Here is a 22601-nt window from a genome sequence, read left to right on the forward strand (position 1 = left end):
CATTCGGGAGATGAGGTCACCATGCGCATGCCTGACCGCCCGTCCGCCTTCACCAGCGACTCTGCCCGTGACAAGTACTACGCGGTCTATGACCGGTTGCTCGGCGAGCTGTGGCCGGTGCCGGTGGACGCCATCGACGTGGAGACCCGCGCCGGCATTGTGCGGATCCACCGGGCCGGGCCCGCCGAGGGGGATCCCGTGGTGCTCCTGGCCGGTGCCGGCGGGAACGCGCTGGCCTGGTACCGCTACATCGAGCCGCTGGCGCGCACGCGCCCGGTCCTTGCCGTCGACCCTCTCGGCGAGCCGGGCCGCTCGGTTCAGAGGCGGCCGCTCGCGACCGGTGCCGAGGTCGGCGGCTGGGTCACCGACGTACTGGCCGCAGTCGGAGCCGAGCGCGCACACGTCGCGGGTTTCTCTGCCGGCGGCTGGGCCGCGGTGGAACAGCAACTCGGCGGGGGCGGCCGGGTCGCGGCGCTGACGCTGGTGGACCCGGGCGGCTTCGCGCCGTTGCCCAGGCGGTTCATCCGGTGGGCCCTTGCCGGCGCCGTCGCCTCCATGCTTCCTCGTGCGTTGCGACACCGCATGGCCGGCGTAGTGGACAACGGGGTGCTGCGCGAGGATGGGCTGATGGAGCTGATGCGGGTCGGCTGGTCCTTCCGCCGGCGTGTGCCCATCCCGCCCGCCTACACCGACGAGCAGATACGCGAGGTGTCCGTGCCCGTGCAGGTGCTGCTGGGCGCCCGCAGCGCGCTGCTCGACGCGCAGGCGCTGGCCGCGCGGCTGGCCGGCATCGTGCCGTCATGGCGCGTGGAGATCGTGCCCGGCACCGGACATTCGCTGCCCGTCGAAGCTCCGGACCTGGTCGCCGAGCGGATCCTCACCTTTCCCGGCCAGGCGCGGCCCGGGACCGCAAACGCCGAAGCACAGCACGAACAACAGGTAGGAAACGGGCATGCCCCGACAGGTGGATCATGATGAGCGGCGGCGCCAGTTGACCGAGGCGCTGCTGCGCATCGCCAGCACGCGCGGCCTGCAGGCAGTGTCGATGCGTGAGATCGCCGCCGAGGCCGGGGTCTCGCTGCGCGTCGTCCAGTACTACTTCACGAACAAGCAGGCTCTGCTCGAATCCGGCCTCACCGAGCTGGGTGCTCGCATGGACCGCCGCGTCAAGCAGCGGGCCGCCGCTGCCGCGGGCGAGCTGACACCGCGAGGCGTTTTCGCCGCCGTCCTCGGCGCGATCCTGCCCTTCGACGAGCAGAGCAAACTGGACTCCATGGCCTGGACCGCCTACTACACCGCCGCCCTCACCGACCCGGCGCTCGCCGCGGTCGGGCTCAGCCTGCCCAACGCACTGGAAAACTTCCTCACCGTACGGTTGACCGCCGCGCAGCAGGCCGGGGACATCGCCCCCGATCGTGACCCGCGTACCGAAGTCGCCGGCCTTCTGGCTCTCGCCAACGGCCTGACCTCCAGTGTCCTCAGCCGGCAGCGCAGCCACGAGGCCGCCACCAAGATCATCGACTACCACCTGGACCGCCTGTTCGGGCCGGCAGCGGCTTGACCCAGCGGGACCACTGCGGTTGAGGGGCATAGCCGGCGGCGTTCCAGGCCGAGTGGGCGAGTGTGTTGTCGTGGAGGACCATGGCATCGGCCCGGAAGGCGCCGAAGCTGGTGAAACGGGCCTCTGCCTTCGCCAGCAGCGCGGCGGCGATGCCCTTGCGGCGATGGGATGGGTGGACGGCAAGGCGGTACAGGTGGGCTCGCCAGCCGTCCCAGCCGGCGATGACGGTCCCTGCGATCTCGCCGCCGCACTCCGCTATCAGCAAGGCCTCGGGGTCGCGGTCCAACAGCGCGGCTATCTTGCCGGGCGAGTCGTGCCGGTCGGTGCCCTCGGCGGCCAGTCGCCAGAACTCCAGCACAGCATCCACGTCATCCCGGCTGCCGATTCTGATCTTTACCTCGGATCCCTGCATGGACAACGAATCTAGTGCGCAGGGCCATGTGGACCGTCTCCCGCTGCGAGCGTGAGCCAGGGTCCCGGTCGGCATAGAGGCGGGTCACCGATGTCTGGCGTGACGCCTCACGTGGTGATCGGTTCACTGGTGATCACAGGGTGGACCTTGGGGTGAGCGTGTCGTTCGGTAACAACTCGCCCACCAGGAGCGGGCCGGTGCGGCTGCAAGAATCGTCGATGAGCCCGCCGCCCGCGCCGCCGTCAACGAGGTCATCGCCGCGGAATGAACCGGAAAGGCCCATCCCCGACGGGTGTAGCGTCTACCTCGCGAAGTTGATCAGGGGGATGCCTGCCATGGGAACTGCAAGACACACGGTTGGACATGTCTCAAAGTGAGCGTGTCAGCAGATACAGCGATGTCGCGAGCGCGTTGGCGTTGCACAGTGACCGGCAGCTCGGCGAGTCGCTGGAGCAGGCGCAGATTCTGGGCTCAGGGATCGGCGGTAGCTCGGCGTTGTTAGCGATCGAGGGCGTGCCGGTCTTCGCCAAGCGAATCCCACTGACCGACCTGGAGCGCCGCGCGGGCGACGTGATGTCCACGGCGAACCTGTTCGGGCTGCCTCCGTTCTGCCAGTACGGATTCACCGCTCTCGCCGGACCGGGCTTCGGTGCCTGGCGTGAACTCGCGGCCGGCGTCATGACGACCAACTGGGTCCTGGCCGGACGCAGTGCGGCCTTTCCGCTGCTGTATCACTGGCGGGTGCTGCCGGGAGCGCCGCCACCCATCGATGAGCACGCCGACGTCGAGGCGGTCGTGCAGTACTGGGATGGGTCACCGGCGGTACGGGATCGTCTCCACGCCCTTGCCCGCGCCTCGGCCGGCATCGTGCTGTTTCAGGAGTTCATCCCCTACAACCTCGACAACTGGCTCGTCACCCATGTCTGCGGAGTGGCGGTGCCGCAGAACGGCATCCCGGCACAACGCAACGAGTACATCCGCGCGTGCGCGAACGGCGCCGACCCCGCTGGTGCCCCGCCGGCTGTAGCCCCGCCGATCCGCACCGCCCTACCTGCATTGCCCGCCGCTCCGCACGAGGTCTCACCGGCAACCCGGTCACAGCCGAGAACCACCCACGGCTGCTGACCGAGGCGTTCGGTGCCGCGGCGGACCAGATCGCCGCACGGTACGCGCTCAACCGCTTCCCGGCACCGAGCCTCGCCTGGGCACAGCTCTGCACGGACCAGGACTGGACGCCTCCCGCCTGGGAACTGGGCCAGGCCTTCGCCACGTACACCGACACCTGGTTTTACGAGTTCGCCGACCGAGACGCCCCGCCGATCGTGCCCCTCCCAGGATTCCCGACCGGCGCCCAGCACTCCAGCGAACCGCTCCTCCAGCCTTTCCACGGAGACCGAAGGCGCTGATCGAGCCGACGGTGGGCCTGCAATCGCGCGACGAGCTCGACGCGCGCCTGCGGGAACTCACCAAGCAGGCCGCCGCGGCGGCCGCATCGTCGAGCGGGGCACTCACGACCGGCTTCTGGCCTACGGAGGCCGTTACGCCGCCCTGATGACCGCGCAGACGGTGCGCAGCCTCGTCGTGAGGCTTGCCGACGCGGGCGGGTCCGGACGCCATCGCCGAGGCCTCCGCTTTTCCGCCGACGGAGCTCGTCCGCGTCAACCTGGGGCAGGTGACCTCGCTGCGAGACGAGATGGTGCCGGGTCGGTGTCGAGGGCTTGTCTCAGGCCCGCGAGGGAGGTCGCACCCAGCCGCTCCCGGACGGCGTGCAGCGTGGTCCGCACCGACCGGGTGGTGAGGAAGAGCGCGTCGGCGATCTGCCGCTCGTCCTCCCCGTCAAGATGCCTGGCCAGTATCCGCCGCTCGGTGGCGGTCAAGGCGGCAGAGGCCGCCAGCGGGGAGAGCGTCACCCCGGCGCGCGCCAGGGCCGATTCGATCTGCTGGTACAGCCCGTTCGCTCCACACCGTCCGGCGATCTCCGCGGCCTGGCGCAGCACCGGCACCGCCTCGCCGGGCGATAGGTGCGTGGCCAGGGCGTACATGGCGTGGGCGTACTCCAGCCGGGCGATACTGCCGGCGAGCGCCTCGACCGCCTCCCGCAGTTCGGCCGCCCCGTCTGCGCCGCGCAGTTGGCCCAGCAGCCGGAGGGTGCGGCCGACCACGCTCGGCGCACCCCACGCACGGGCGAGCACCAGCTCCTCCTCGACCAGCCGGACGGCCTCGGCTCGGCGGCCGAGCCCGGCCAGTGCCTGGGCGCGCAACGATCGCCAGGGCCGCCAGGCCGGGTTGACCACACAGGTGTTCCAGTCCTTGATCTCGTCCAGGGCGGTGAGCGCTTCGGCGTAGCGACCCTCCGCCGTCAGGACGACGGCACGCGCCTCGCCGAGCAGCCGGCCGCCGTCGCCGCGCGGCAACGGCCCACTCACCTGAACCAGCAGGTCCAGGGCGCCGACGACGTCCCCGCGGTCGACGAGGACGCGCAGGCCGTACGCGGCCCCGTACGCGTTGGCATACCCGCCTGACGCCCAGCCCTCCGCCTGTTCGCTCGCTGTGATCACGCCTTCCTGCGCCTCCCGAAGGTCACCACGCGCCCACTGCTGGTGCCCGCGCCACAGGTGAGCGGTCAGGACGGCGGACAGCGAACCCTGCCCGTAGGCCCGGGCAAGCGCGTTGTCCCAGAAGCTCGCGGTATCCACGTCCGCCAGGTGCAGCACCATGGCCGCCACCGCCCACAGCCACCACGGGTCGGCGTCCTCCAGGATCCCGTCGGCGAGCGCGAACCGCGCGAGCCGTACGGCCTTGTCACGGTCCATCCCGTCGATGAAGGTCTCCCAGGCCAGCGCGGCGGCGAGCATCCGCGCGCCCGGGCCCTCGCCGACGATCTCCGGCTCGGCGCCGCGCCGCCAGATCGCCGGGTCGACGTCGTGCATGAAGCCGCCACACCGCTCGACCGCCAGCAGCCCCTGCCGCTCGTCGAGCAGGTTGCCGGGGAGGTTTTCGGCGGCGCGCCGGGCGAACGTCACCGCCTCGCCCGGCGCGCCGCCGAACACGAGGGTCCGGGTGAGCATCTGCGCGGTCGTGGCCCGCCGCACGGGGTCGCGCAGCAGGTGATAGGCCTCGCGGAGGTGCCCTATCGCCGTGGGGATGTCGGTCAGGGCCTCCGTCATGCCCAGTTCCAGCAGCACGTCAGCTCTGTCGGCCGGGTCCGGGGGCTCGGCGACCGCGCGAGCGAGGTAGGTCGCCGCGGCGTGGGAGGCCCCGCGGCCGGCGGCCGTGGCCGCCGCGCGGCGCAGGATGCCCACTACCCAGCTGTCGCCGCGCTGCGGAACCTGGAGCAGGTGGGCGGCGACCTGCTCGGCCGCGGCGCCGGCCTTGTCGAGCAGCCGGGCCGCACGTTCGTGGTGCAGCTGGCGTTCGCCGGGGGGCAGATCCCGGTAGATGGCGTCGGCGACCAGCGGGTGGACGAAGCCCAGCGGGTAGTCGTCGCGCAGCACCTCGGCTCGCGCCAGTGCGGCCACCGCGGCCACCGTTTCGGCCTCGGCGATATCGGCCAGCGCGCTCACCTCCGGCAGCGCGGCCCGGTCGCCGAGGACCGCGACGGCGCGGGCCACGGCCGCGCTCGTCCGCGGCAGCCGCGCCAGCCGCATCAGGACCAAGCTGGAGATCGCGCGCGAGCCGATCGCGGTCACCGTGTCGACGTGGGCCGCGATAGGCCGTACGCCCTCGCTCTGCAGTGCGCGCAACAGTTGTCGCACCAGCAGCGGGTTGCCCGATGTGGTCCGATGGCAGGCCGCTGCGAAGGTGTCGTCCGCTGACCCTCCGAGCCGGTCCCGGACCAGGTCGGTGACCCCGGCGACGCTGAGAGGGGCCGGCCGGATCGACACCGTGATGGGATCGTGGGCGAGCTCGGCCAGCAGGTCCTGATCGGCATGCGGTTCCCCGGTGCGCAGGGTGGCGACGACCAGGATGGGCAGACCCTCGATCCGGCGTACGAGGTAGGCCAGGAAGCGCAGCGACGCGCTGTCGCACCACTGCAGGTCGTCGATCGCGACGATGAGCGGTCCATCGGAGGCCAGGTTGACCGTCAACCAGTACAAGCCGTGCAGGACCGCCAGGGAACCGTCCCCGTACGGCGGCTCGGCGGCGGCCACGTCGAAGACCGTGGCCGCCGACGCCGCCGCGCCGGCCAGCACAGCCGGACCCTCCCGCGTCGCGGCGGCCACGGTGGGCTCGAGGAGTTGCCGCACCGCGCCGAAGCCGTACTCCTTCTCCAGCTGGCTGCCCCGCGCGGTGAAGATCCGGAAGCCGCGGTCGGCGGCCAGGCGACGGGCCTCGGCCAGCAGGCGGGTCTTGCCGATGCCCGCCGGGCCCTCGACGAACACCACCCGGGCCTGCCCCTCCAGCGCCTCCTCCAGGCAGCCGGTCAGCTCCACCAGCTCGCGGCCCCGGTCGACCAGGTCGCCCGTGGCCGGGGCGGCAGCCGGCAGCTGCACCGGAGCCGGAGCCGGAGCGGATGCCCCCGCACGGGTGGCCGGCGCACGCAGGGTGGTGAGCTGCAACGCCGGCGACTGCACCAGCACCTCCGCCTCCAGGGCACGCAGCGCCGGCCCAGGGTCGACGCCGAGCTCGTCGGAGAGCACCTGCCGGGCGCGCCGCAGCGCCCCGAGCGCGTCGCCTTGCCGGTGCGACCGGTACAGGGCCAGCGCGAGCAACCGCCACCGCTCCTCCCGCAACGGCTGCTCGGCGACCATCGCCTCGGCCTCGGGCACCACCACGGCGGCTTCGCCCTGCTCCATGCGGGCCGCGAGCAACTGCTCGCCGGCCACCTCACGCAGCTCGGTGAGACGGTTCACCTCGGCTTGGGCCCACGGTTCGCCGGTGTACTCGGCGAGTGCCGGCCCTCGCCACAACGCCAACGCCTCGGTCAGCGCCGTCACGGCGCCGGCAGGATCGCCGTTGGCGGACGCCTGGCGCATCAACTGCTCGAACCGCCACGCATCGACGGTGTCCGGCCCGACCGACAGCGCGTACCCCGGCCCTCTGCTCACGATCACGGAGCCTCGCGATCGCCTGGCGGCGCCCGGCTCCAGCTGCCGCCGCAGCCGGGAGATGTAGGACTGGAGGTTGCCTGCGGCGCCCGCGGGGGGCTGCTGGCCCCACAACGAGTCGATCAATCGATCGGCGGGCATGGCGTCACCACGGGCCAGCACCAGGAGGGCCAGCACCGCACGCTGGCGGCGGCCGCCGACGTCGAGCGCGGTGCCCTGCCGCGTGGCGGTTACGTCGCCCAGCACCGTGATCCGCAGCGTGCTCAGGTCCACGCCGTGAAGACCTGATCGGCCGGTAGCGTCGTTTGTGGGGTTTTGCCCGCCCGGCCGCATGGTTCGTCCCTTCCGCGCGGTTCGTGGCCTGCGCTGATACGAAGGTACGATATAGGCAGGAACACCCAGCGTCGACAGATCGCTGCAACATGTGACTGAACGTCAAGGCGCGTGTCCACGAACCGGCGGACCCACCAGGCCGGGGTGCCGGTGGAAGCCACGGCCAGGCTGGGAGCACGTGCGGAGCGGCGATCACCGCAGCGCACGCGCACCACCCGAACAACCGGCTCAGACCGGCTTCGCCGGGGGGACGGAATGGTTGGCGACGAAGAGCTGGTTCGGGTCGACGGCGGCGCGTACGTCCTGCATGCGTTTCCAGGCGTCCGGGTGGTAACCGGTGCTGACGTCGACCGGCCGGGTCGCGAAGTTGAGGTACCGGGACCCGGTCGCGTACGGCGCCATCGCGGAGATGACGCCGCGGGTACGGACGAGCCCCTGTGCCTGCGCCTGCGGCGTGTCCGCGACCGTCGCGGCCTGGAGCAGGAACTGGCCGTCCAGGGAGGACAGGGCGCCGCCATCCGGGTGCGGCCGGGACAGCGCGCCGCCGAGCTGGCGCAGCTCAGCCAGCCAGAGGGGCGACCCGGAGCCCGGGCCGGCGGCGTCGACGAACCTCTCGACAGCGGCGGGAGGCAGTTCGGACAGCACCATCGAGTCGGCGACAACCGGTGCCGGCTCACCACGGTACGCCGACAACTGGATGACTGAGGTCGCGGGCATGGTGGCGAACGTGTCGATCTCGGGGCGCAGTTCGCGCAGCGGCGCGAGCAACGCCGACGCCCGCGTGCCGTCACCGAGGACCGCGCCCTCGATGGCGGCGAGCCGCCTGCCCCGAAGCCGCCCGGGCACCGAGGCGTGCGACGGGACCTGCTGGATCCGGAACGACGTGGTGACCGTCTCGGGCGCGTCGGCGGCCCACCGGGCCCACCGGTCGAGCACCTGCCCGGTCTGCCGCCAGTCCCAGGCGAGCATGCCCGCGTACGCCTCGCGGACCGGGTAGAGCGCGAACTCCAGCGCGGTGACGACGCCGAAGTTGCCGCCGCCGCCCCGCAGCGCCCAGAAGAGGTCCGGATCGTGGTGTGCGTCTGCGCGTACCAGCACGCCGTCAGCCGTGACCAGCTCGGCCGCGATGATGCTGGTGGACTGCTGGCCGAACGCACGGGCGTACCAGCCGATGCCACCGCCGAGGGAGTAGCCGACGATGCCGACGGTGGGGGCGTCGCCGTGCAGCGGGACGAGGCCGTGCGCCCCGGCGACCTCCACCGCGTCAGCCCATCGCGCGCCCGCCTGTACGCGGGCACGGGTGGCGCCGGCGTCGACGGCGACCCGCATCATCCCCGATGTGCGCAGGACGATGACGTCGTGAAGGTCGCCGAGTGGCCCGGCGTTGTGACCGGTGCCCTGTGGCGCGACCCGGAGCCCTGCCTGCGCCCCGGCCCGCACCACGTCGGCGACCTCGGCATGGTCGACTGGATAGGCGACGGCGGCCGGCCGCTGGTGGAGAGTGAGGTTCCCGGCCGCCCTCGCCGCGTCGTAGCCGTGGTCGCCGGGCAGCAGCACCGCGCCACCGCAGAGGCCGCGCAGCGACTCGGCAACGTGTCGTCGCGGTGGTTCGATCGCCATGGTGCCTCCTGTCGGCGTTCGGCTCAAGGAATCACCGTGCCGGACCAGACTTGCCGCCGACTTGCAGACGACGTACCAGCTGCATCCGTGCCGATGGGACACGCCTGCGCCGGCTCGTGCGGCCGGTGCCTGACTTGCCCTGGACGGCGCTCATGGATGAGGTGGAGGATGCGCGGCACCACCGGGTTCAGGTGGCCGCCCTCCTACCGAGCCGCCGCTCTGGCGCCCTGGTGGCTGGTGGTCGTACCTTGGCGCGCAGCCGGTGTCTGGGTGACGGAGGCGAGGAGGGTTAGTTCGTCGGCGTTGTCGGTGCCGGGGCCCGGAGGCGGCTGAAGAGGGGACTGGCGAGGCGGAGCTCGCCGACGAGCTCGATGTAGCGGGGGTCGTCCGTGTCGGTGCCGACGGACTCGCGGAAGCCGGCGACCATGCCCGCGGCGACGTACGCGGGCAGCGGCAGCATGGCGACAAGCTTGGCGACGCCCGCGGGGACGGTCTCCTTCCGGGGACGGCGCCGGGGCCGCCGGGGTCTGTCGGCGCCGAGGCGGAGCAGGAAGGCCGTCGCGTCGTCGTCGAGTCGAAGCACGCGGGCGAGCGATTCGAGGACCTGGGCGGAGACATGTGGGTGCGGCTCGCTGGTGTCCCGTTCGCGGTGCGAGCGGGGCTCAGCCTCTCCGCGATGATGGCGAGCGTCCCTCCGACGTGGTCACGCTGGGGCACGCCTTGTCCCCGCAGCAGAGTCTCGGCATGGCCATCAAGCATCTCAGTGGAGGCATCCTTGATTTGTGCTCCGTGGGCGAGATGATCGATCAGGCGGCGGCGGCTTTACGGGAGGCGCACGCGACCGGCCGCCTGCTGGCCGACGGCGGCGTCGCCCGCACGGGAGGCCGGAAGTTCGAACACGCGCCCACGCCGGAGCAGGTACGACTGTGGCAGGACCTGGCCCGCAACGAGCAAGTGCGGCACCGGGCCGCAGACCGCGACCGCGCCGCGACCCTGGATGCTCTCAACGCCTTCCGTCGCTCAGGTGTTGATGTGGAGTACCCATACCGATACATGATCTGGATTGTCCGGGCCGTGGGTGTAGAGCGTGCGGAAGGTCGGTGTGATCAGCTCGTACGCGCCGGGGATCTCGGCGTACGGCACGGCGTCGGGGGGTGTGGGTTCGTCGCCCAAGTCCAGCAGCGCATCGACGATCGACGCGCGCAGCGTCGGTGCCGCGAGACGCATCCTGCCGCGCTCACCGCACTCGCGGCCGCGATCCGGCAGATGGACGGCCGACCGCGAGGAAGGCTCGGCAGCTAGATGACCTAGCAGGCCCTGCGGGCCTGCCTGGAATCGAACCAGGAGAAGGAAGCTGCCGAATGGCCTCACGACCAGCGTGCGAGGAAAGCGGGAAGACTAGAGATTCTTTTCAAAAGAAGAGGAGAAGGAAGCCCTCCCATGGCCTCGCGTCTCGACACTATCAGGCGGGGATCAACTCGTGCAGCGTCGACGGCGTGTACACCCGGGCGCCCTCCGGCAGATCGGCCGGCGCCTGCAGACCGATGTACGTGATGTGCTCACCTTCCGAACCCTTCTGCGCCAGCAGGTCAGCCAGATACCGGACCCGCAGGTGGTCACGTTCGACGATCGAGCGCACCAGACGGGAAGCCGTGACGCGATTGCCCTCCACCTGGTTGAAGCCAGGGTGCCCCTTCAGGTAGAGGTGCAGCCACTTCGCCCGCCAGACGCCGTCGTTGCCGCGCAGGAAGACCAGCGGCAGCGCGACGCGGCCCGCACCACGCAGGTCGGACTTCATCCGCACTGTGCGAGGCTCGAACGGGCGGCCCTCCTGCTCGGCGTCCCCGCTCATGAACCCGAAGAACGCCTCCTCCGCCTCGTCGAACGCCTCGCCGGCGTAGATGTGGACCTGCGGGATGAGGATCGACCGGGTCGCCTGAGCGAGCCTGATGTTGATGAACTCGCTTGCGCCCTCAGCGGCGTCGGTGAGGTCTCCGGAGTATTCGGCGAAGTCGTTGCCGTAGTTCGTCCACGAGACGTGCTCAGGATTGCCGTAGGAGGCGTCGAGCATCAGCGCCGACAGGTCGTAGTCGGTGCGCCGCTCGGCCTGGCGCCAGTGGACGAAGAACCGCAGCAGCTCGCCGTCCACCGCCGACAGCGAGCCGCGCGGCAGAGTGCCCAGCCCGGGCGCGACGGCCTTGCCGGACAGCGGCAGGGCGACGTCGAGCATCTCGGGATCGATGATCAGCTCGCCGGGGTCGGGCAGGCGCCGGGTGATCTCCTCGTCGAGGATGACCACGGCACGCGACAGGATGTTCTCCTCGAGCGGGGAGCGGGCGTCAGGCGTCGTCCACGCCCGGCCGTGCCGGTTGGCGAAAACACGGCCGGAGGCCGGGGCGAGCCGGTTCTGCAGGTGCTCCCGCAACGACAGCAGGACGCGGCCGGAGGCGCCCGCCACGGCCTTCTCTGCGGCCTCCAGCACGGCCGTGGGGGCGGTTGCGGTGCGCAGCATGTGATCGAGGCGGCGCAACAGCGCGCCGGGCGTCTTCTCCAGCAGCGCGACCGCATCGCCGGTACGGCCCGCTGACAGGGCCGCCTCCACCCGGCTGTCCAGTCCGCGGGCCTCGCGCACCCCACGGGCCACCTCGAAGACGTGAGCCGCACGCGGGAAGCGCGGGTACTCGCCAGGGTGCAACCTCTCGCCGAGCCGCTTCCACTGCTCCCGGTGCCGCGGCACGTCGCCGAGTTTGGCCGAGGTCGCGATGGCGTCCAGGGCCTGCAGGAGCGCGCGGCGCTCTGCCCGGCGGAACGAACGGAACCGGGTGGGGGTCGCCAGCGTGACGTCGCCGTCGGAGCAGCCACAGGCGAGCCGCAGCACGTCGGTCACCGTGTCCACGAGCAGCGGCCGGCCCGCGGCCAGGCGCACCTGGTTGACGACCGCACGGTTCTCGCGCACCGGGATGCGGTCCGGCTCGTCGGTGCAGAACGCGGCCAGGGTCCGCAGGGCCGCCAGGTCCTCGGCGGACAGCGGCACTTCCGAGCCCGCCAGCGAGAAGTAGAGCTCGCGCGCCTCCGACTCCAGGCTCCCGCCCGGTTCCAGCACGGTCACCCGGTCGCCGGCCAGCGGAATGAGCTCGGCGTGCGCGGCCAGCAGGTCGGCGTAGGTGTGCTGGTAACGGCCATAGCCGGGCAGGTCGAGCAGGTTGAGCGTCGCCGGCTGGACGCGTGTGGCGGCGACCGGGTCGAGCAGCGACTCCCGAAGCAGACCGGCCCAGAACTCCACGGTGTCGGGCACGTTGCGAGGGAAGTTGATGAAGTAGGCGTTGTGCTGCACGTGGTCGCCCACGAGCTCGCGAACGGCGGCCAGGACCCGCACGCCGAGATCGACTACCGTCTCCCCGCGCAACCTCGCCAAGCGCTCAAGCAGAGCCGCCGAGCACTTGAAACCGACGCTCAGCAGCGCGGCGTCAAGCTGGCGGGCGGCCACCTCTCCCCAGCCCGGGTGGGAGCCGGCAGGGGCGTCGCCGATGGGGACGCGCAGCCGACGGGCGATGACGAGGGCTTCAAGATTGTCCACGAGCGCACCCTATAGCCGGTGCGAGCGGGTATGCCGCGTCTTTCCGGCGTACGATCATCATCAGATCTTGGGGTGTGTCTTGGCGCATGGCTGGCGCTGCACTGGCGCGGCGAGGCCCCGTGTGGGCGGGGATCAGGTCCGTGTACTGGACGGTTGCGCTGATCCTTGCGGCCCGAGTAGCTTCACGCGCGATGGTGCTCGGCGACCAGGCGGGTCACCCTCATGCCAGATCTGTGCAGCCGAGTACATGTTTCTCCCGCCTTTGAGGAAGCTCTCGAAGAGCGCGAGAGCAGGGTATGGACGCTGTACGACGGTTCCGGCAGAGCGTGACAGAGATATGGCAGCGCGGCCTGGCACGGTCGGGTCATGACTGAGAAGACGAACGTGCTCATCGTCGGTAGCGGGCCCACGGGGCTCACGCTCGCGGCAGAACTGGCCAGGCGCGGGATCGGCCACCGCGTCGTGGAACGGGCGCCGGAGCCCTCCCTCGGTTCGAAGGGCAAGGGGTTGCAGCCCCGCACGCAGGAGATCTTCGACGACCTAGGAATGATCGACCGCGTGCTGGCGTCCGCGACGGTTTATCCGCCGTTGCGGGTACGGATCGGCAGGGTGGCGGTGTATCAGGGGCGTATGCACAAACCCGCCGCGGCGACGGACGCCGTGCCGTACCCGATGGTGGTGATGCATCCGCAGTGGCGCACCGAGGAGGTCCTGCGTGAACGGCTGGCAGAGCTGGGCGGGAAGGTGGAGTACGGCGCGGAGCTGACCGGCTTCGAGCAGGACGCGCAAGGCGTGACGGCCAGGCTGGGCACGGGGGTGACGGTGCGGGCCGACTACCTGGTCGGGGCCGATGGTGGCAGAAGCTTCGTGCGCAAGGCGCTCGGCGTCGGTTTCGCCGGCGAGACCCGCGAGGAGGAGCGTATGGCGCTTGGCGACGTACGTGTCGAGGGGCTCGGCCGAGACCACATTCACGTCTGGGTCCGGCCGGGCAGGGGCATGGTGGCGCTGTATCCGATGGCCGGCACCGACACCTTCCAGGTGCTCGCGCCGCTCAAGCCGGGCGTGACGCCGGATCTGACGCTGTCCGGCTTTCAGAGGGTCTTTGCTGAGCGGTCGATGCTGCGCGGGGTGCGCATCACCGAGTTGCTGTGGTCCTCCCTCTACCGGGTCAACATCCGGCTGGCCGACAGGTACCGGGACGGTCGTGTCTTCCTGGCCGGAGACGCCGTCCACGCGCATTCGCCCGCAGGCGGGCAGGGCCTCAACACTGGTGTGCAGGACGCCTACAACCTGGGCTGGAAACTCGCGCGCGTGCTCGCCGGAGCGCCGCGGTCGCTGCTGGACACCTATGAGGAGGAACGCCGCCCGATCGCGGCTCGCGTGCTGGGCCTCAGCACCGGCCTGCACGACAAGAAGACCTACAAGCGCGATGAGGAGACCTACCAGTTGCAGGTCGGCTACAGGGGCGCTTCGCTGGCCCGCGATGGCGGGGATCGGGTGCCCGACGGGCCGCTGCTCCTGGCCGACGGCTGCCGGGCGCGCATGTTCGACCTGCTGCGGGGCCCGCACTTCACGCTGCTCTCGCCGGATCCCGCGCCCAGGGTGCCGGACGGCCCGCAGGTGCGGGCGTACGCCCCCGCAGAGCCGTACGGCAGCGTGCGTCACACCCTCATCCGGCCGGACGGATATGTCGGGATCGCCACCGACTCATCCAACGAGCTCGCCGGCTACCTGGCCATGGTCTGAGCGGGTGGCGTAGGGGAGCAGGGCCATCTCGCGGGCGGCCTTGACGGCCTTGGCCGGCTGCCGCTGCTGCTGCTGCTGCGACGCCCGTGACCCGGCGGCTGCGGATCTCGCCCCGGGTCATGCGATCTCCTTCAGGTCGAGGATGGGGGCGAACGGGTCGTCGAGGCGCCGGCCGTCGCGCTCCTCGCGCTCGGTGAGCAGGCACGAGTCCAGCAGCGTGCGCAGCCGGCCGGTGTCCAGGTCGGGGCCGGTGAAGACCAAATGCTGGACGCGGTCGCCGCACTCGGCGTCCCAGTCCAGGGAGGCGGCCAGACGGCGCGTCGGCGAGATCAGGTCCCATGCCGCGCCCGGCAGCGCGGCCAGCCACGGCCCGGCGTCCTCGACCGAGACGATCCCGGCCACGGCGTCCCAGGCCAGCATCCGGCCGGGGCGGGTGGCCAGCCAGAAGCGGCCGCGCGAGCGTACGGACTCGGTGACCAGCTCGTCCACGGCCTCGAACAGCCGGCCCGGGTGCAGCGGCCGGCGCTCGCGCCACACCATGGTGATGATCTCGTCGGTCTGGGCGTCGCAGGGCAGCCAGGCGGTGCCGGGCTCGACGCGTTCGGCCAGCTCGGCCGCGCACACGGCGGCGCCGGTGACGGGCGGCAGGGCGGTGACCGGGTGGACCGGCGTGACAGGGGCCAGGTGGGACAGCACCGCACGCGACAGCTCCTGGTCGCCGTCGTCGCCGCCGTGCAGCACCAGGGCGGTCGGGTACTCGATCTGCCGGGCCAGGACCTCGGCCAGGTAGCGCTGGTCGCCGGCGGCCGCCATCTTGCCGACCTCGGCCAGGCGCTCGCCGCACGTCAGGTCTTCGGGCATGGCGACGGCGTCCAGCGCGGTGAGGACCCCGGTCAGCCGCAGCACCTCCCGCGCCTCGGCGCAGTCGACGGCCTCAGCCGCCGAGCGCGGCTCCACCGAGTCCCACAGGTCGGCGATCAGCAGCGTGGCGGCGGGCGCCAGTCTGATCAGCTGCGGGATCAGATCCTCGCGCACGGTGCAGGTCACGCAGCCGTGCGCCAGGCGCACGTCCGCCTCGTCCCGTACGCCGGCTCCATCGCGTACGGTGCGCCGGACCAGGCCCCCGGTGACCTGGCGGAGATCGTGGTGGACGGCGACCGAGCCGGGATGGTCGGCCAGCAGCCGCTCGACGGCGGCCGTGCGTGCCGGGCCGTGCAGGCCCGCGACGAGGACGACGGGGGTGGGCACCGAACCTCCAGTTGCCAAAATGAAAATCGTTGTCGTTATCATGGCACAACTTCGCAACCCGGAAGGAACCCATTGGCCAGAAACGACCTGCGCCCGGTGATCAAGCTCCGCTCGACCGCCGGGACCGGCTACACGTACGTCACGACGAAGAACCGGCGCAACGACCCCGACCGGCTGACGCTGCGCAAGTACGACCCGATCGCGCGGCGGCACGTGCCGTTCCGCGAGGAGCGATGAGAGGAACCGATGTCCGCCCACTGCCAGCTCACCGGCGTCAAGCCGGTCTTCGGCAACAACGTCTCCCACTCCCACCGGCGCACCCGGCGCCGCTGGAACCCCAACATCCAGCACCGCCGCTACTGGCTGCCCAACGAGGGCCGATTCGTCCGGCTGACCCTCAGCGCCCGGGCGATCAAAACCGTCGACAAGATCGGCATCGAGCAGGCCGTCGCCCGCATCCGGGCGCGGGGGGAGAGGATCTGATGGCCAAGAAGAGCAAGATCGCGGCCAACGAGCGACGCAAGGCCGTCGTGGAGCGCCACGCCGAACGGCGGGCCGAGCTGAAGGAGATCATCCGCACCGGCACACCGCAACAGCGCGCCGACGCCGTAGGCGAGCTGAACCGCCAGCCGCGCGACGCCAGCGCCACCCGGGTGCGCAACCGCGACTCGATCGACGGCCGGCCGCGTGGGCACCTGCGCAGGTTCGGGCTGTCGCGGGTGCGCTTCCGCGAGATGGCCCACCGGGGCGAGCTGCCCGGCGTCACGAAGGCGAGCTGGTGACCGTGGCCGTACCCAAGCGCAAGACCTCCCGCAGCAACACCCGCCACCGCCGCAGCCAGTGGAAGGCCGCTGTCCCCGACCTGGTGCCGATCACCGTGAACGGGCGGGAGCTGCTGGTGCCGCGCCCCCTCGTCCGCGCGTACCAGAGAGGCCTGATCCGGATCCGCTGACCCATCCCCGGCCCCGCGCCGGGCGCGGCGGGACGTCCGTGCCCGGCGCGCCTCAGATCCAGCCCTCCTCCCAGGCCCGGTGCGCCGCCGCGTGCCGGGAGGCGACGCCCAGCTTGGCCATGGCCGCCGACAGGTAGTTGCGTACCGTCCCCGGCGCCAGGTGCACCTGGTCGGCGATCTCCTTGATCGAGGCGCCGGAACGCGAGGCGCGCAGCACCTCCAGCTCCCGATCCGACAGCGGGCAGTCGTTCTCGGTCAGCGCCGAGGCGGCGATGTCCGGGTCGACGTAGCGCCGCCCACCCGCCACATCGCGGATGATCTCCGCCAGTTTGGACGCCGGCGTGGTCTTGGGCACGAACCCGCTCACCCCGGCCGCCAGCGCCCGCCGCAGCACCCCCGGCCGGGCGTGCCGGGTCACCAGGATGATCCGGGTGGGCAACTCGGCGCGGATCTCCTCGGCGGCACGCAGCCCGTCCGCCGGCGGCATCTCCAGATCCAGCACGGCGATGTCCGGCCGGTGCTCGCGCGCCAGGCGTACCGCGTCGGTGGAGGTCGACGCCTCGGCGGCGACGGTGAGATCCTCCTCCAGCCCCAGCAGCGCCGCCAGCGCGCCGCGCAAGAGGTCCTCGTCGTCGGCGATCAGCAACCGGATCATCGCGCCTCCGTGCCCGCCGCGGGCGCCCCGACCGGAAGCCGGGCCGCCACGACGAAGCGGTCGTCCTCATGTTCCCAGGTCAGGCCGCCTCCGGCGGCCCGCAAACGCTCGGCCAGGGTACGCAGCCCCGTACCCGTCCCCGTGTCCGGCGTGGCGTCCGCGCCGTCGTTGCCCACCCGCAGGCGGGCGAAGCCGTCGCTGACGCGGAAGTCCACTTCGGCGTGGCGGGCGTGGCTGTGCCGCAGCACGTTCGTGGTCGCCTCCCGCATCACCAGGCCCAGCAGGTGCCCCCCGCCGTCCGGCAGCGCCCGCACGCCGGCGGGCTCGACCTGCGTCGAGGCGTCGATGCCGGCGGCGGCCAGCACCCGGGTCGCGTTGACGATCTCGGAGTCCAGGCTGGTGCGGCGATAGCCCTGCACCACGGCGCGGGTGTCGCGCAGCGCGTCCGCGGCCAGCCGCCGTACCTCTTCCATCTCCGCGGCCGCCCGCGCCGGGTCCGCCTGCGCCAGCCGCGCCGCCAGTTCGCTCTTGAGCGCGATCACCTGCAGATGGTGGCCCTGGATATCGTGGAGGTCGGCGGCGAAGCGCAGCCGCTCGTCCTTGACCGCCAGCTCCGCCGACAGCCTGCGGGCCTCGTTCAGCCGCTCTGTGACGTCCCACGACCACATCATGCCGAGCGTGAGCCAGGCCACGAACGCGACCAACCCGGCGGGGAAGGCGGCCGCGTACAGCACGTCACCGCCGGACAGAGCACTGGTCACGCCGCCGGGCAGCGCCGCCCCGGCCGCCGCCACGGCGATCAGCCACCACCGCCGCCCCGCCGGCAGGAACGTCGCGGTCACCGACGCCATCGTCGCCGGCGCCAGCGCCCACAGCCCGAACTCGCCGCCGGCGAGCAAGATCGCACCCAGCAGGACCGCCGCCCCGCACCCGGCCGCCAGCCACCCCACCGGCGTGCCGCCGTCCTGCGCGCCGGGAATCGGCGGGCGATCGAGGCGACGGGTCAGCAGCACCGCGCTGACCACCACGACGACGGGCAGGGCGACCCCACCGCACGCCCGGACCGCGACCGGCACGTCCGGGCGCAGCAGCCAGCGGCCGACGAGGAGGATGAGGAAGAACTCGGTGGTGCCCACGAGGGTCCACCACGTGTAGCGGCGGAGGCTCGTCAGGCCCGCCCTGGGGTCGGCTGCGGGCACCGGCTCGTCACGCACGCGGCCATTGTCGCAGCATCGGACGCGGTCCCGTGGCCTGCGATCCGGGGGCTCAGGAGGCCGCGCCGATGCGCGCGCGGTCGCGCAGCATCGCCACACCGTCGCCTTCGAGTTCGTCGCAGTAGGACGTGCGCCCGGTCATGGCCATCGTCAGGGCCAAGGTGGTGCCCGCCACCAGGGGCCCGGAGCCGGTGGTGAAGCGTCCGTCGTTCGCGACGAGGCGGAGGCCGCCGATTCGCCTCTTGGCGGCGACGACGAGGTCGGAGCGATGGTAGTACTCGGCCACCTGGGTGAGTGTCTCTATCGGGTAGTCGCGGCGGATGCCCAAGGGCCGCCGGATGTCCTCGCCGTGAACGATCGTCTCGCCGAGCATCGCCATGGCCGGCAGGGGCGGTTTGGTCGTGCTCGTGACAACGCGGCGGAACTTCTCCAGCGTCTCGGCCGGGGTTGCGCCCAATTGCTCGGCCAGCCGCATGGCCACCTGTTCGTCGAAGTCGAAGCGGCAGCGGATCACGCCCGCCAGCCACCGCACGGAGTTGAGGCTCGCCCCCGCGGTGAGGTGCGCAAGGACCTCGCGCACCGTCAGCCCGGTGCATAGCGACGGCGTCGCCCATTGTTCGTCGGTCAAATGAGCGAGGTCGTCGGCCAGGACCGCCCGTTCGGCGCGGATCAGTGGCCAGACGGCGGTTCTGGGGCGCGGCACTGCTTCTGGGTCTGGGGCGGTCATGGTGGATGATCTCCTAGCGTGTCGTGACTTCGCCGCACCTGGCCCAAGCGGTCACGCAGTCCTAGGTGTCGTGCGTTCTCGGTCCTTGGGCGGCTTTGCCTCCTTGGTAAAGAGGACTCCCGCCGAAGGACGGAGTCGTCGCTCGTGAGCAACTATTCGTCCGCGGTGAGCTTGTCGATGGCGGCCTGGCGGCCTGGCGGACGGCTTCGGGGGCGAGCTTGGATCACGCGAGGTGCATCTCCTGGTCTCGGCCCGCTCCCGACCGAACTTCCTTCCGCGCTGCCAAGATGATGAGTGCCCCGGAGATGATCCCGGCGAAGAACGGGGATGGCACAAGAGGGGCGCCGTCTAACACACACCACGTTGCGAGGCCCCAGCCGATTCCGGCGGGCACAGCCACCCCGCGTCCAGCGAGGTGCCATGTCAGGCAACCCAGGAGAATCAGGGGCACGGTGATGGCCGGGTTCCTGCTCAGCCGCCTCGACACTCAGCCTGGGCGCCTCGGCGAACGGGATGCCTGCGGTTGAGCGGGCCGGGGTTGGCCGGTCAGACCAGGGCGGCGACGGCGCGTACGGTGACACCCGTGCCGACGAGCAGGACCAGCGCGGCGGTCATGGTGGCGGTGTAGGGGCGCAGGCGGTGGAGACGGCCGGTCAGGGTGAGGTCGCGTAGGCTGCGTAGTGCGAGCGCCGCGGCCAGCAGGGTCAGCGCCATGCCGATGCCGTAGCACAGGACGATCAGCACGCCGAACGCGGTGCGTCCCAGCGCCATCGCCCCCAGGAGCACCACCAGCGCCGACGGACTCGGCACCAGCCCACCCGCAACGCCCAGCGCCACCACACCCCCACGCCGCCCCCAACTCCCGTGCCCGTGCCCATGCCCGTGCCCGTGGCCGTGGCCGTGGCCGTGGCCGTGGCCGTGGCCGTGCCCGTGGCCGTGGCCTTGGGCTTGGCCGTGGCCGTGGCCGTGGGCTTGGGCTTCGGCGTCCGCGTGGTAGTTGGGCTGGGCGCCCGCACGGTCGTGGTCGTCGCGGTGGGCTTGGACGTCCCCATAGCCGTGGGTGTGGATGTGGACGTGGTGGCGGGGGCGGAGGGCGGAGTGGAGCAAGGCGGTGCCGGTCAGGGCGATGATGATGCCGCTGATCAACCCGAGCCAGCCCAGCACCACGTCCCCTGCGATCGACGCGGTCACCGTGACCAGCAAACCGAGCACCAGCACCCCTGCCGTGTGGGTCAGCGTGACCGTGGCCGCCACCGTGCAGGCGTCCCGGAGCCGCCGGTCGCGCCCGGCCAGGTACGCGGCCATGACCGTCTTGCCGTGGCCCGGCATGGCGGCGTGCACGGCGCCGAGCACCAGCGACAGCAGCAGGGCCAGCAGCCCGAGCGGCACGGTCAGCCGGTCGTTCCTCAGCAGTCCGTTGAGCCGGTCGGCCAGCATGCCGGTGTAGCGGGTGACCATGTCCACGCCCGGCACGCCTACGGCCGTCTCGTCTTCTCCGGTGCCCGGCTCCGCCGTGAACCGTGACTGCCTGATGTCGAGCGGCGAGCTGAGCAGGTCGGCCGGGTAGTGGCGCAGCCCGCCCGACACGCTCCGCGCGGGCACGTCGGACTGGCTGATCCGGACACCCCGGCCGGTCGCGGTGATCTCCCGCCAGCCGACGGTGTCGTCTCTGTAGTGATTGGCGAAGGTGAGGGCGAGCGGCCGGTCCACGCGGACGGACGCGGCCAGGCGGCACGTCAGCCTGCTGGTCTGTAGTCCTGCCGCCCCTGGCTGATAGGCGAAGGACGTCTCGGTGACACGCCAGGCCAGCGGCTGCCCGCCGGCCTCCGCGCGGACCGCGCCGCTCAGCTCGGCACAGGCGCGCCGCGCATACGCGCTCGCCGGCTCGCCCGGCCGGGCGTTCTGCCGCTGCTGCAGGGTGGGGATCTCGGCGCTGTCCACGATCGCGGCGTCCTCGATCCGGTCCTGGTAGACCACCAGCCCGTCGTAGCGATTGACGCTGAAGTTCCCCAGCGGATGCCTCAATCGACCGACGACGGCCCTGGAGGCGGCGGCTTGGACGACGTCGGCACGAGGGGCCGCGGCCTGGGCGACGTGGGCACCAGAGGCGGCGGGAACGGCGAGCACCGCGGCACCCAAGGCCGTGACGGCCAGGACTGTGGCAGTGCGGGCGCCATTGGCCAGAACCGTGGCGGCGCGGACTCGCTGAGAGGCGATCATACCGGGTGGGCCGATCCGGCGAGGGCGGCGCGGGCGCGGGCCGCTCCGAGGGGCGAGAAGTGCGGGTTGATGGACAGGGCCTCGGTCAGATAGGCGTGCGCGGCGTCCCGGTGCCCGAGCGCCCGCTCGATCTCGCCCCGGTGATAGGCGAACAGCGCGTTGCGCCCGCCAAGCCGGGCGGCGCGCTCGGCGTACGTGGCGGCCTCGGCGTGGCGGCCCGCGCGGTGCAGAGCCCAGCCGAGGGCGTCGGCCACCTCCACGCTCTGCCGCCGCTTCCACTCCGCCCGCAGGCGCCGCACGGCAACGGCCGGATCACCGTGGTCGGCCTCGAACCGCCCCACGGCCAGGTCGTCGCCCACTCCACGCGCAGCCAGCAACTTCTCCTGCGCGGCGAACACCGCGTACTGCCGCCCCGCCCCGGCCCGGTCACCGAGGTGTTCCAGCAGTTCGCCGTATTCGACCACGTACGAAGGCGCGCGGGCCACGGCGGCGGCGTAGTCGCGCAGCGCCTCGGCGGTACGGCCCAGCGCGGCCAGGGCGCGGCCCCGGCCCGCCAGCGACGGCGCATGCTGAGGCGAGGCGGCAAGGGCCTGGTCGTAGGCGGCGACGGCACCCCGCGCGTCCCCCGAGCTCCAAGCCAGCTCGCCCAGTTGCCACAGGCAGAAGGCGTATTCGACGGAGTTCGCGGCGATCTCGCGGGCCCGCACCAGCGCCAGCCGCGCGCGGTCGTCGTGCCCACGCAGGTGTTCGACGTGGGCGACGCGGGTGAAGGAGGCGAGGTCGGGCCGCCCGTCGAGCATGCGCCGGAGGCTGGCCTCGGCCCGTTCGTAGTCGCCCAGCTCTAGGTAGGCGTCGGTGAGCACGCCGTACAAAGGCCACCGGTACGGCGCCGCCGCCCGGGCCCGCGAACCCCAGCGCAGACCCCCGGCGAAATCGTGCCTGGCATTGGCCAGCGCCCCCATCCCGATCACGGCGTCGATGTCGCCGGGGGACAGGCGCAGGGAGCGTTCGAAGGCCCCTTGCGCCTTGCCGTGGTAGGCGGTGTCCCCGCTGCCGCGCGCCTGCTCCAGGTAGGCGTGGCCGAGGCTCGCCCAGGTCGCCGCGTCGTCCGGGTGGCGGCGCAGGTGCTCCTGGGCGAGGTCGATGTACGCCTCCGGAGACCGCCCCGCGGGCGGCGGCGGCGGCTCGTTCCCGCGCAGCAGGCCGCCGGGAGCGAACAGGGCCAGCAACGCGCCGCCCAGCAGCGCGCAGGCCAGCAGGGGCAGGAGTCTCCGTATGCGTGTCATGG

20 protein-coding genes and 1 pseudogene are annotated in these 22601 nt (G+C 72.0%); 8 read left to right on the forward strand and 13 right to left on the reverse strand.

The genetic code is table 11. The features are described 5' to 3' along the window. Positions 1–21 precede the first annotated feature (21 nt). Together ACIBX3_RS56740 and ACIBX3_RS56745 are read left to right on the forward strand one after the other, a co-directional pair. Positions 22–975, forward strand: a complete 954-nt coding sequence (locus tag ACIBX3_RS56740) for an alpha/beta fold hydrolase (RefSeq protein WP_397129156.1) — start codon at positions 22–24, stop codon at positions 973–975. Beyond that, a complete protein-coding gene (locus tag ACIBX3_RS56745; RefSeq protein WP_397129157.1) occupies positions 953–1561 on the forward strand; it encodes a TetR/AcrR family transcriptional regulator in 609 nt (202 codons plus the stop codon). The genes ACIBX3_RS56740 and ACIBX3_RS56745 overlap by 23 nt, the downstream gene beginning before the upstream one ends. Here the strand turns inward: ACIBX3_RS56745 and ACIBX3_RS56750 are convergent. Next, positions 1515–1928, reverse strand: a complete 414-nt coding sequence (locus ACIBX3_RS56750; protein WP_397129158.1) for a GNAT family N-acetyltransferase — start codon at positions 1926–1928, stop codon at positions 1515–1517. The two genes, ACIBX3_RS56745 and ACIBX3_RS56750, sit on opposite strands and share 47 nt — an antisense overlap. A gap of 456 nt (positions 1929–2384) precedes the next feature. Between ACIBX3_RS56750 and ACIBX3_RS56755 the strand changes: the two genes are divergently transcribed. Further along, on the forward strand, positions 2385–3098 hold the full coding sequence (locus ACIBX3_RS56755) for a hypothetical protein (protein ID WP_397129159.1): 714 nt from the start codon (positions 2385–2387) through the stop codon (positions 3096–3098). A gap of 533 nt (positions 3099–3631) precedes the next feature. Here ACIBX3_RS56755 and ACIBX3_RS56760 read toward each other — a convergent pair. From ACIBX3_RS56760 to ACIBX3_RS56780, 5 genes are all read right to left on the reverse strand, one after another. Next, on the reverse strand, positions 3632–7294 hold the full coding sequence (locus ACIBX3_RS56760; protein WP_397129160.1) for a BTAD domain-containing putative transcriptional regulator: 3663 nt from the start codon (positions 7292–7294) through the stop codon (positions 3632–3634). 288 nt (positions 7295–7582) lie between these two features. Beyond that, complete coding sequence (locus ACIBX3_RS56765) at positions 7583–8974, reverse strand: FAD-binding oxidoreductase (protein WP_397129161.1); 1392 nt, start codon at positions 8972–8974, stop codon at positions 7583–7585. A gap of 289 nt (positions 8975–9263) precedes the next feature. Then, the gene (locus ACIBX3_RS56770) at positions 9264–9557 is read right to left on the reverse strand and encodes a hypothetical protein (protein ID WP_397129162.1); all 294 of its coding nucleotides are present in this window, start codon (positions 9555–9557) and stop codon (positions 9264–9266) included. 437 nt (positions 9558–9994) lie between these two features. Continuing rightward, positions 9995–10201, reverse strand: a complete 207-nt coding sequence (locus ACIBX3_RS56775) for a hypothetical protein (RefSeq protein ID WP_397129163.1) — start codon at positions 10199–10201, stop codon at positions 9995–9997. 235 nt (positions 10202–10436) lie between these two features. After that, positions 10437–12551 carry a hypothetical protein gene (locus ACIBX3_RS56780; RefSeq protein ID WP_397129164.1) on the reverse strand — a complete coding sequence of 705 codons (2115 nt, stop codon included), beginning with the start codon at positions 12549–12551 and terminating at the stop codon, positions 10437–10439. A gap of 366 nt (positions 12552–12917) precedes the next feature. Between ACIBX3_RS56780 and ACIBX3_RS56785 the strand changes: the two genes are divergently transcribed. Next, entirely contained in the window at positions 12918–14297 is a 1380-nt protein-coding gene (locus ACIBX3_RS56785) for an FAD-dependent monooxygenase (RefSeq protein ID WP_397129165.1), read from the forward strand. Here ACIBX3_RS56785 and rpsR read toward each other — a convergent pair. Both rpsR and ACIBX3_RS56795 read right to left on the reverse strand, forming a co-directional pair. After that, positions 14259–14502 (reverse strand): annotated as a pseudogene (gene rpsR / locus ACIBX3_RS56790) (30S ribosomal protein S18). The gene ACIBX3_RS56785 and the pseudogene rpsR sit on opposite strands and share 39 nt — an antisense overlap. Next, positions 14415–15545 carry a CobW family GTP-binding protein gene (locus ACIBX3_RS56795; protein ID WP_397129166.1) on the reverse strand — a complete coding sequence of 377 codons (1131 nt, stop codon included), beginning with the start codon at positions 15543–15545 and terminating at the stop codon, positions 14415–14417. Before ACIBX3_RS56795 ends, rpsR begins: the two are co-directional and overlap by 88 nt. Positions 15546–15617: 72 nt before the next feature. Between ACIBX3_RS56795 and rpmG the strand changes: the two genes are divergently transcribed. Genes rpmG through rpmF form a run of 4 tightly spaced genes read left to right on the forward strand, consistent with a single transcriptional unit; the run spans position 15618 to position 16497 of the window. Further along, on the forward strand, positions 15618–15782 hold the full coding sequence (rpmG, locus tag ACIBX3_RS56800; RefSeq protein ID WP_188196245.1) for a 50S ribosomal protein L33: 165 nt from the start codon (positions 15618–15620) through the stop codon (positions 15780–15782). A 9-nt stretch (positions 15783–15791) separates the two neighbouring features. Next, complete coding sequence (rpmB, locus tag ACIBX3_RS56805; protein ID WP_397129167.1) at positions 15792–16028, forward strand: 50S ribosomal protein L28; 237 nt, start codon at positions 15792–15794, stop codon at positions 16026–16028. Next, positions 16028–16327, forward strand: a complete 300-nt coding sequence (gene rpsN / locus ACIBX3_RS56810) for a 30S ribosomal protein S14 (protein ID WP_397129168.1) — start codon at positions 16028–16030, stop codon at positions 16325–16327. The genes rpmB and rpsN overlap by 1 nt, the downstream gene beginning before the upstream one ends. A gap of 2 nt (positions 16328–16329) precedes the next feature. Beyond that, positions 16330–16497: a 50S ribosomal protein L32 gene (rpmF, locus tag ACIBX3_RS56815; RefSeq protein ID WP_397129211.1), complete on the forward strand. Its 168-nt coding sequence runs from the start codon at positions 16330–16332 to the stop codon at positions 16495–16497. 52 nt (positions 16498–16549) lie between these two features. On the opposite strand, the gene ACIBX3_RS56820 is transcribed toward rpmF, so the two are convergent. The 5 genes from ACIBX3_RS56820 to ACIBX3_RS56840 all read right to left on the reverse strand — a co-directional run bounded on the left by ACIBX3_RS56820 (position 16550) and on the right by ACIBX3_RS56840 (position 22599). After that, positions 16550–17152 carry a DNA-binding response regulator gene (locus tag ACIBX3_RS56820; RefSeq protein ID WP_397129169.1) on the reverse strand — a complete coding sequence of 201 codons (603 nt, stop codon included), beginning with the start codon at positions 17150–17152 and terminating at the stop codon, positions 16550–16552. Further along, positions 17149–18366, reverse strand: a complete 1218-nt coding sequence (locus ACIBX3_RS56825; protein ID WP_397129170.1) for a sensor histidine kinase — start codon at positions 18364–18366, stop codon at positions 17149–17151. Before ACIBX3_RS56825 ends, ACIBX3_RS56820 begins: the two co-directional genes overlap by 4 nt. Before the next feature lie 52 nt (positions 18367–18418). Then, the gene (locus tag ACIBX3_RS56830) at positions 18419–19093 is read right to left on the reverse strand and encodes a maleylpyruvate isomerase family mycothiol-dependent enzyme (protein WP_397129171.1); all 675 of its coding nucleotides are present in this window, start codon (positions 19091–19093) and stop codon (positions 18419–18421) included. A gap of 546 nt (positions 19094–19639) precedes the next feature. Further along, positions 19640–21313 (reverse strand): High-affinity nickel-transporter, encoded by a 1674-nt coding sequence (locus tag ACIBX3_RS56835; protein ID WP_397129172.1) that lies wholly within the window; start codon positions 21311–21313, stop codon positions 19640–19642. After that, complete coding sequence (locus tag ACIBX3_RS56840) at positions 21310–22599, reverse strand: tetratricopeptide repeat protein (protein ID WP_397129173.1); 1290 nt, start codon at positions 22597–22599, stop codon at positions 21310–21312. Before ACIBX3_RS56840 ends, ACIBX3_RS56835 begins: the two co-directional genes overlap by 4 nt. Positions 22600–22601 lie beyond the last annotated feature (2 nt).

Origin of the sequence: Nonomuraea sp. NPDC049480, assembly GCF_044465905.1 — a bacterium.
GTDB lineage: Bacteria > Actinomycetota > Actinomycetes > Streptosporangiales > Streptosporangiaceae > Nonomuraea.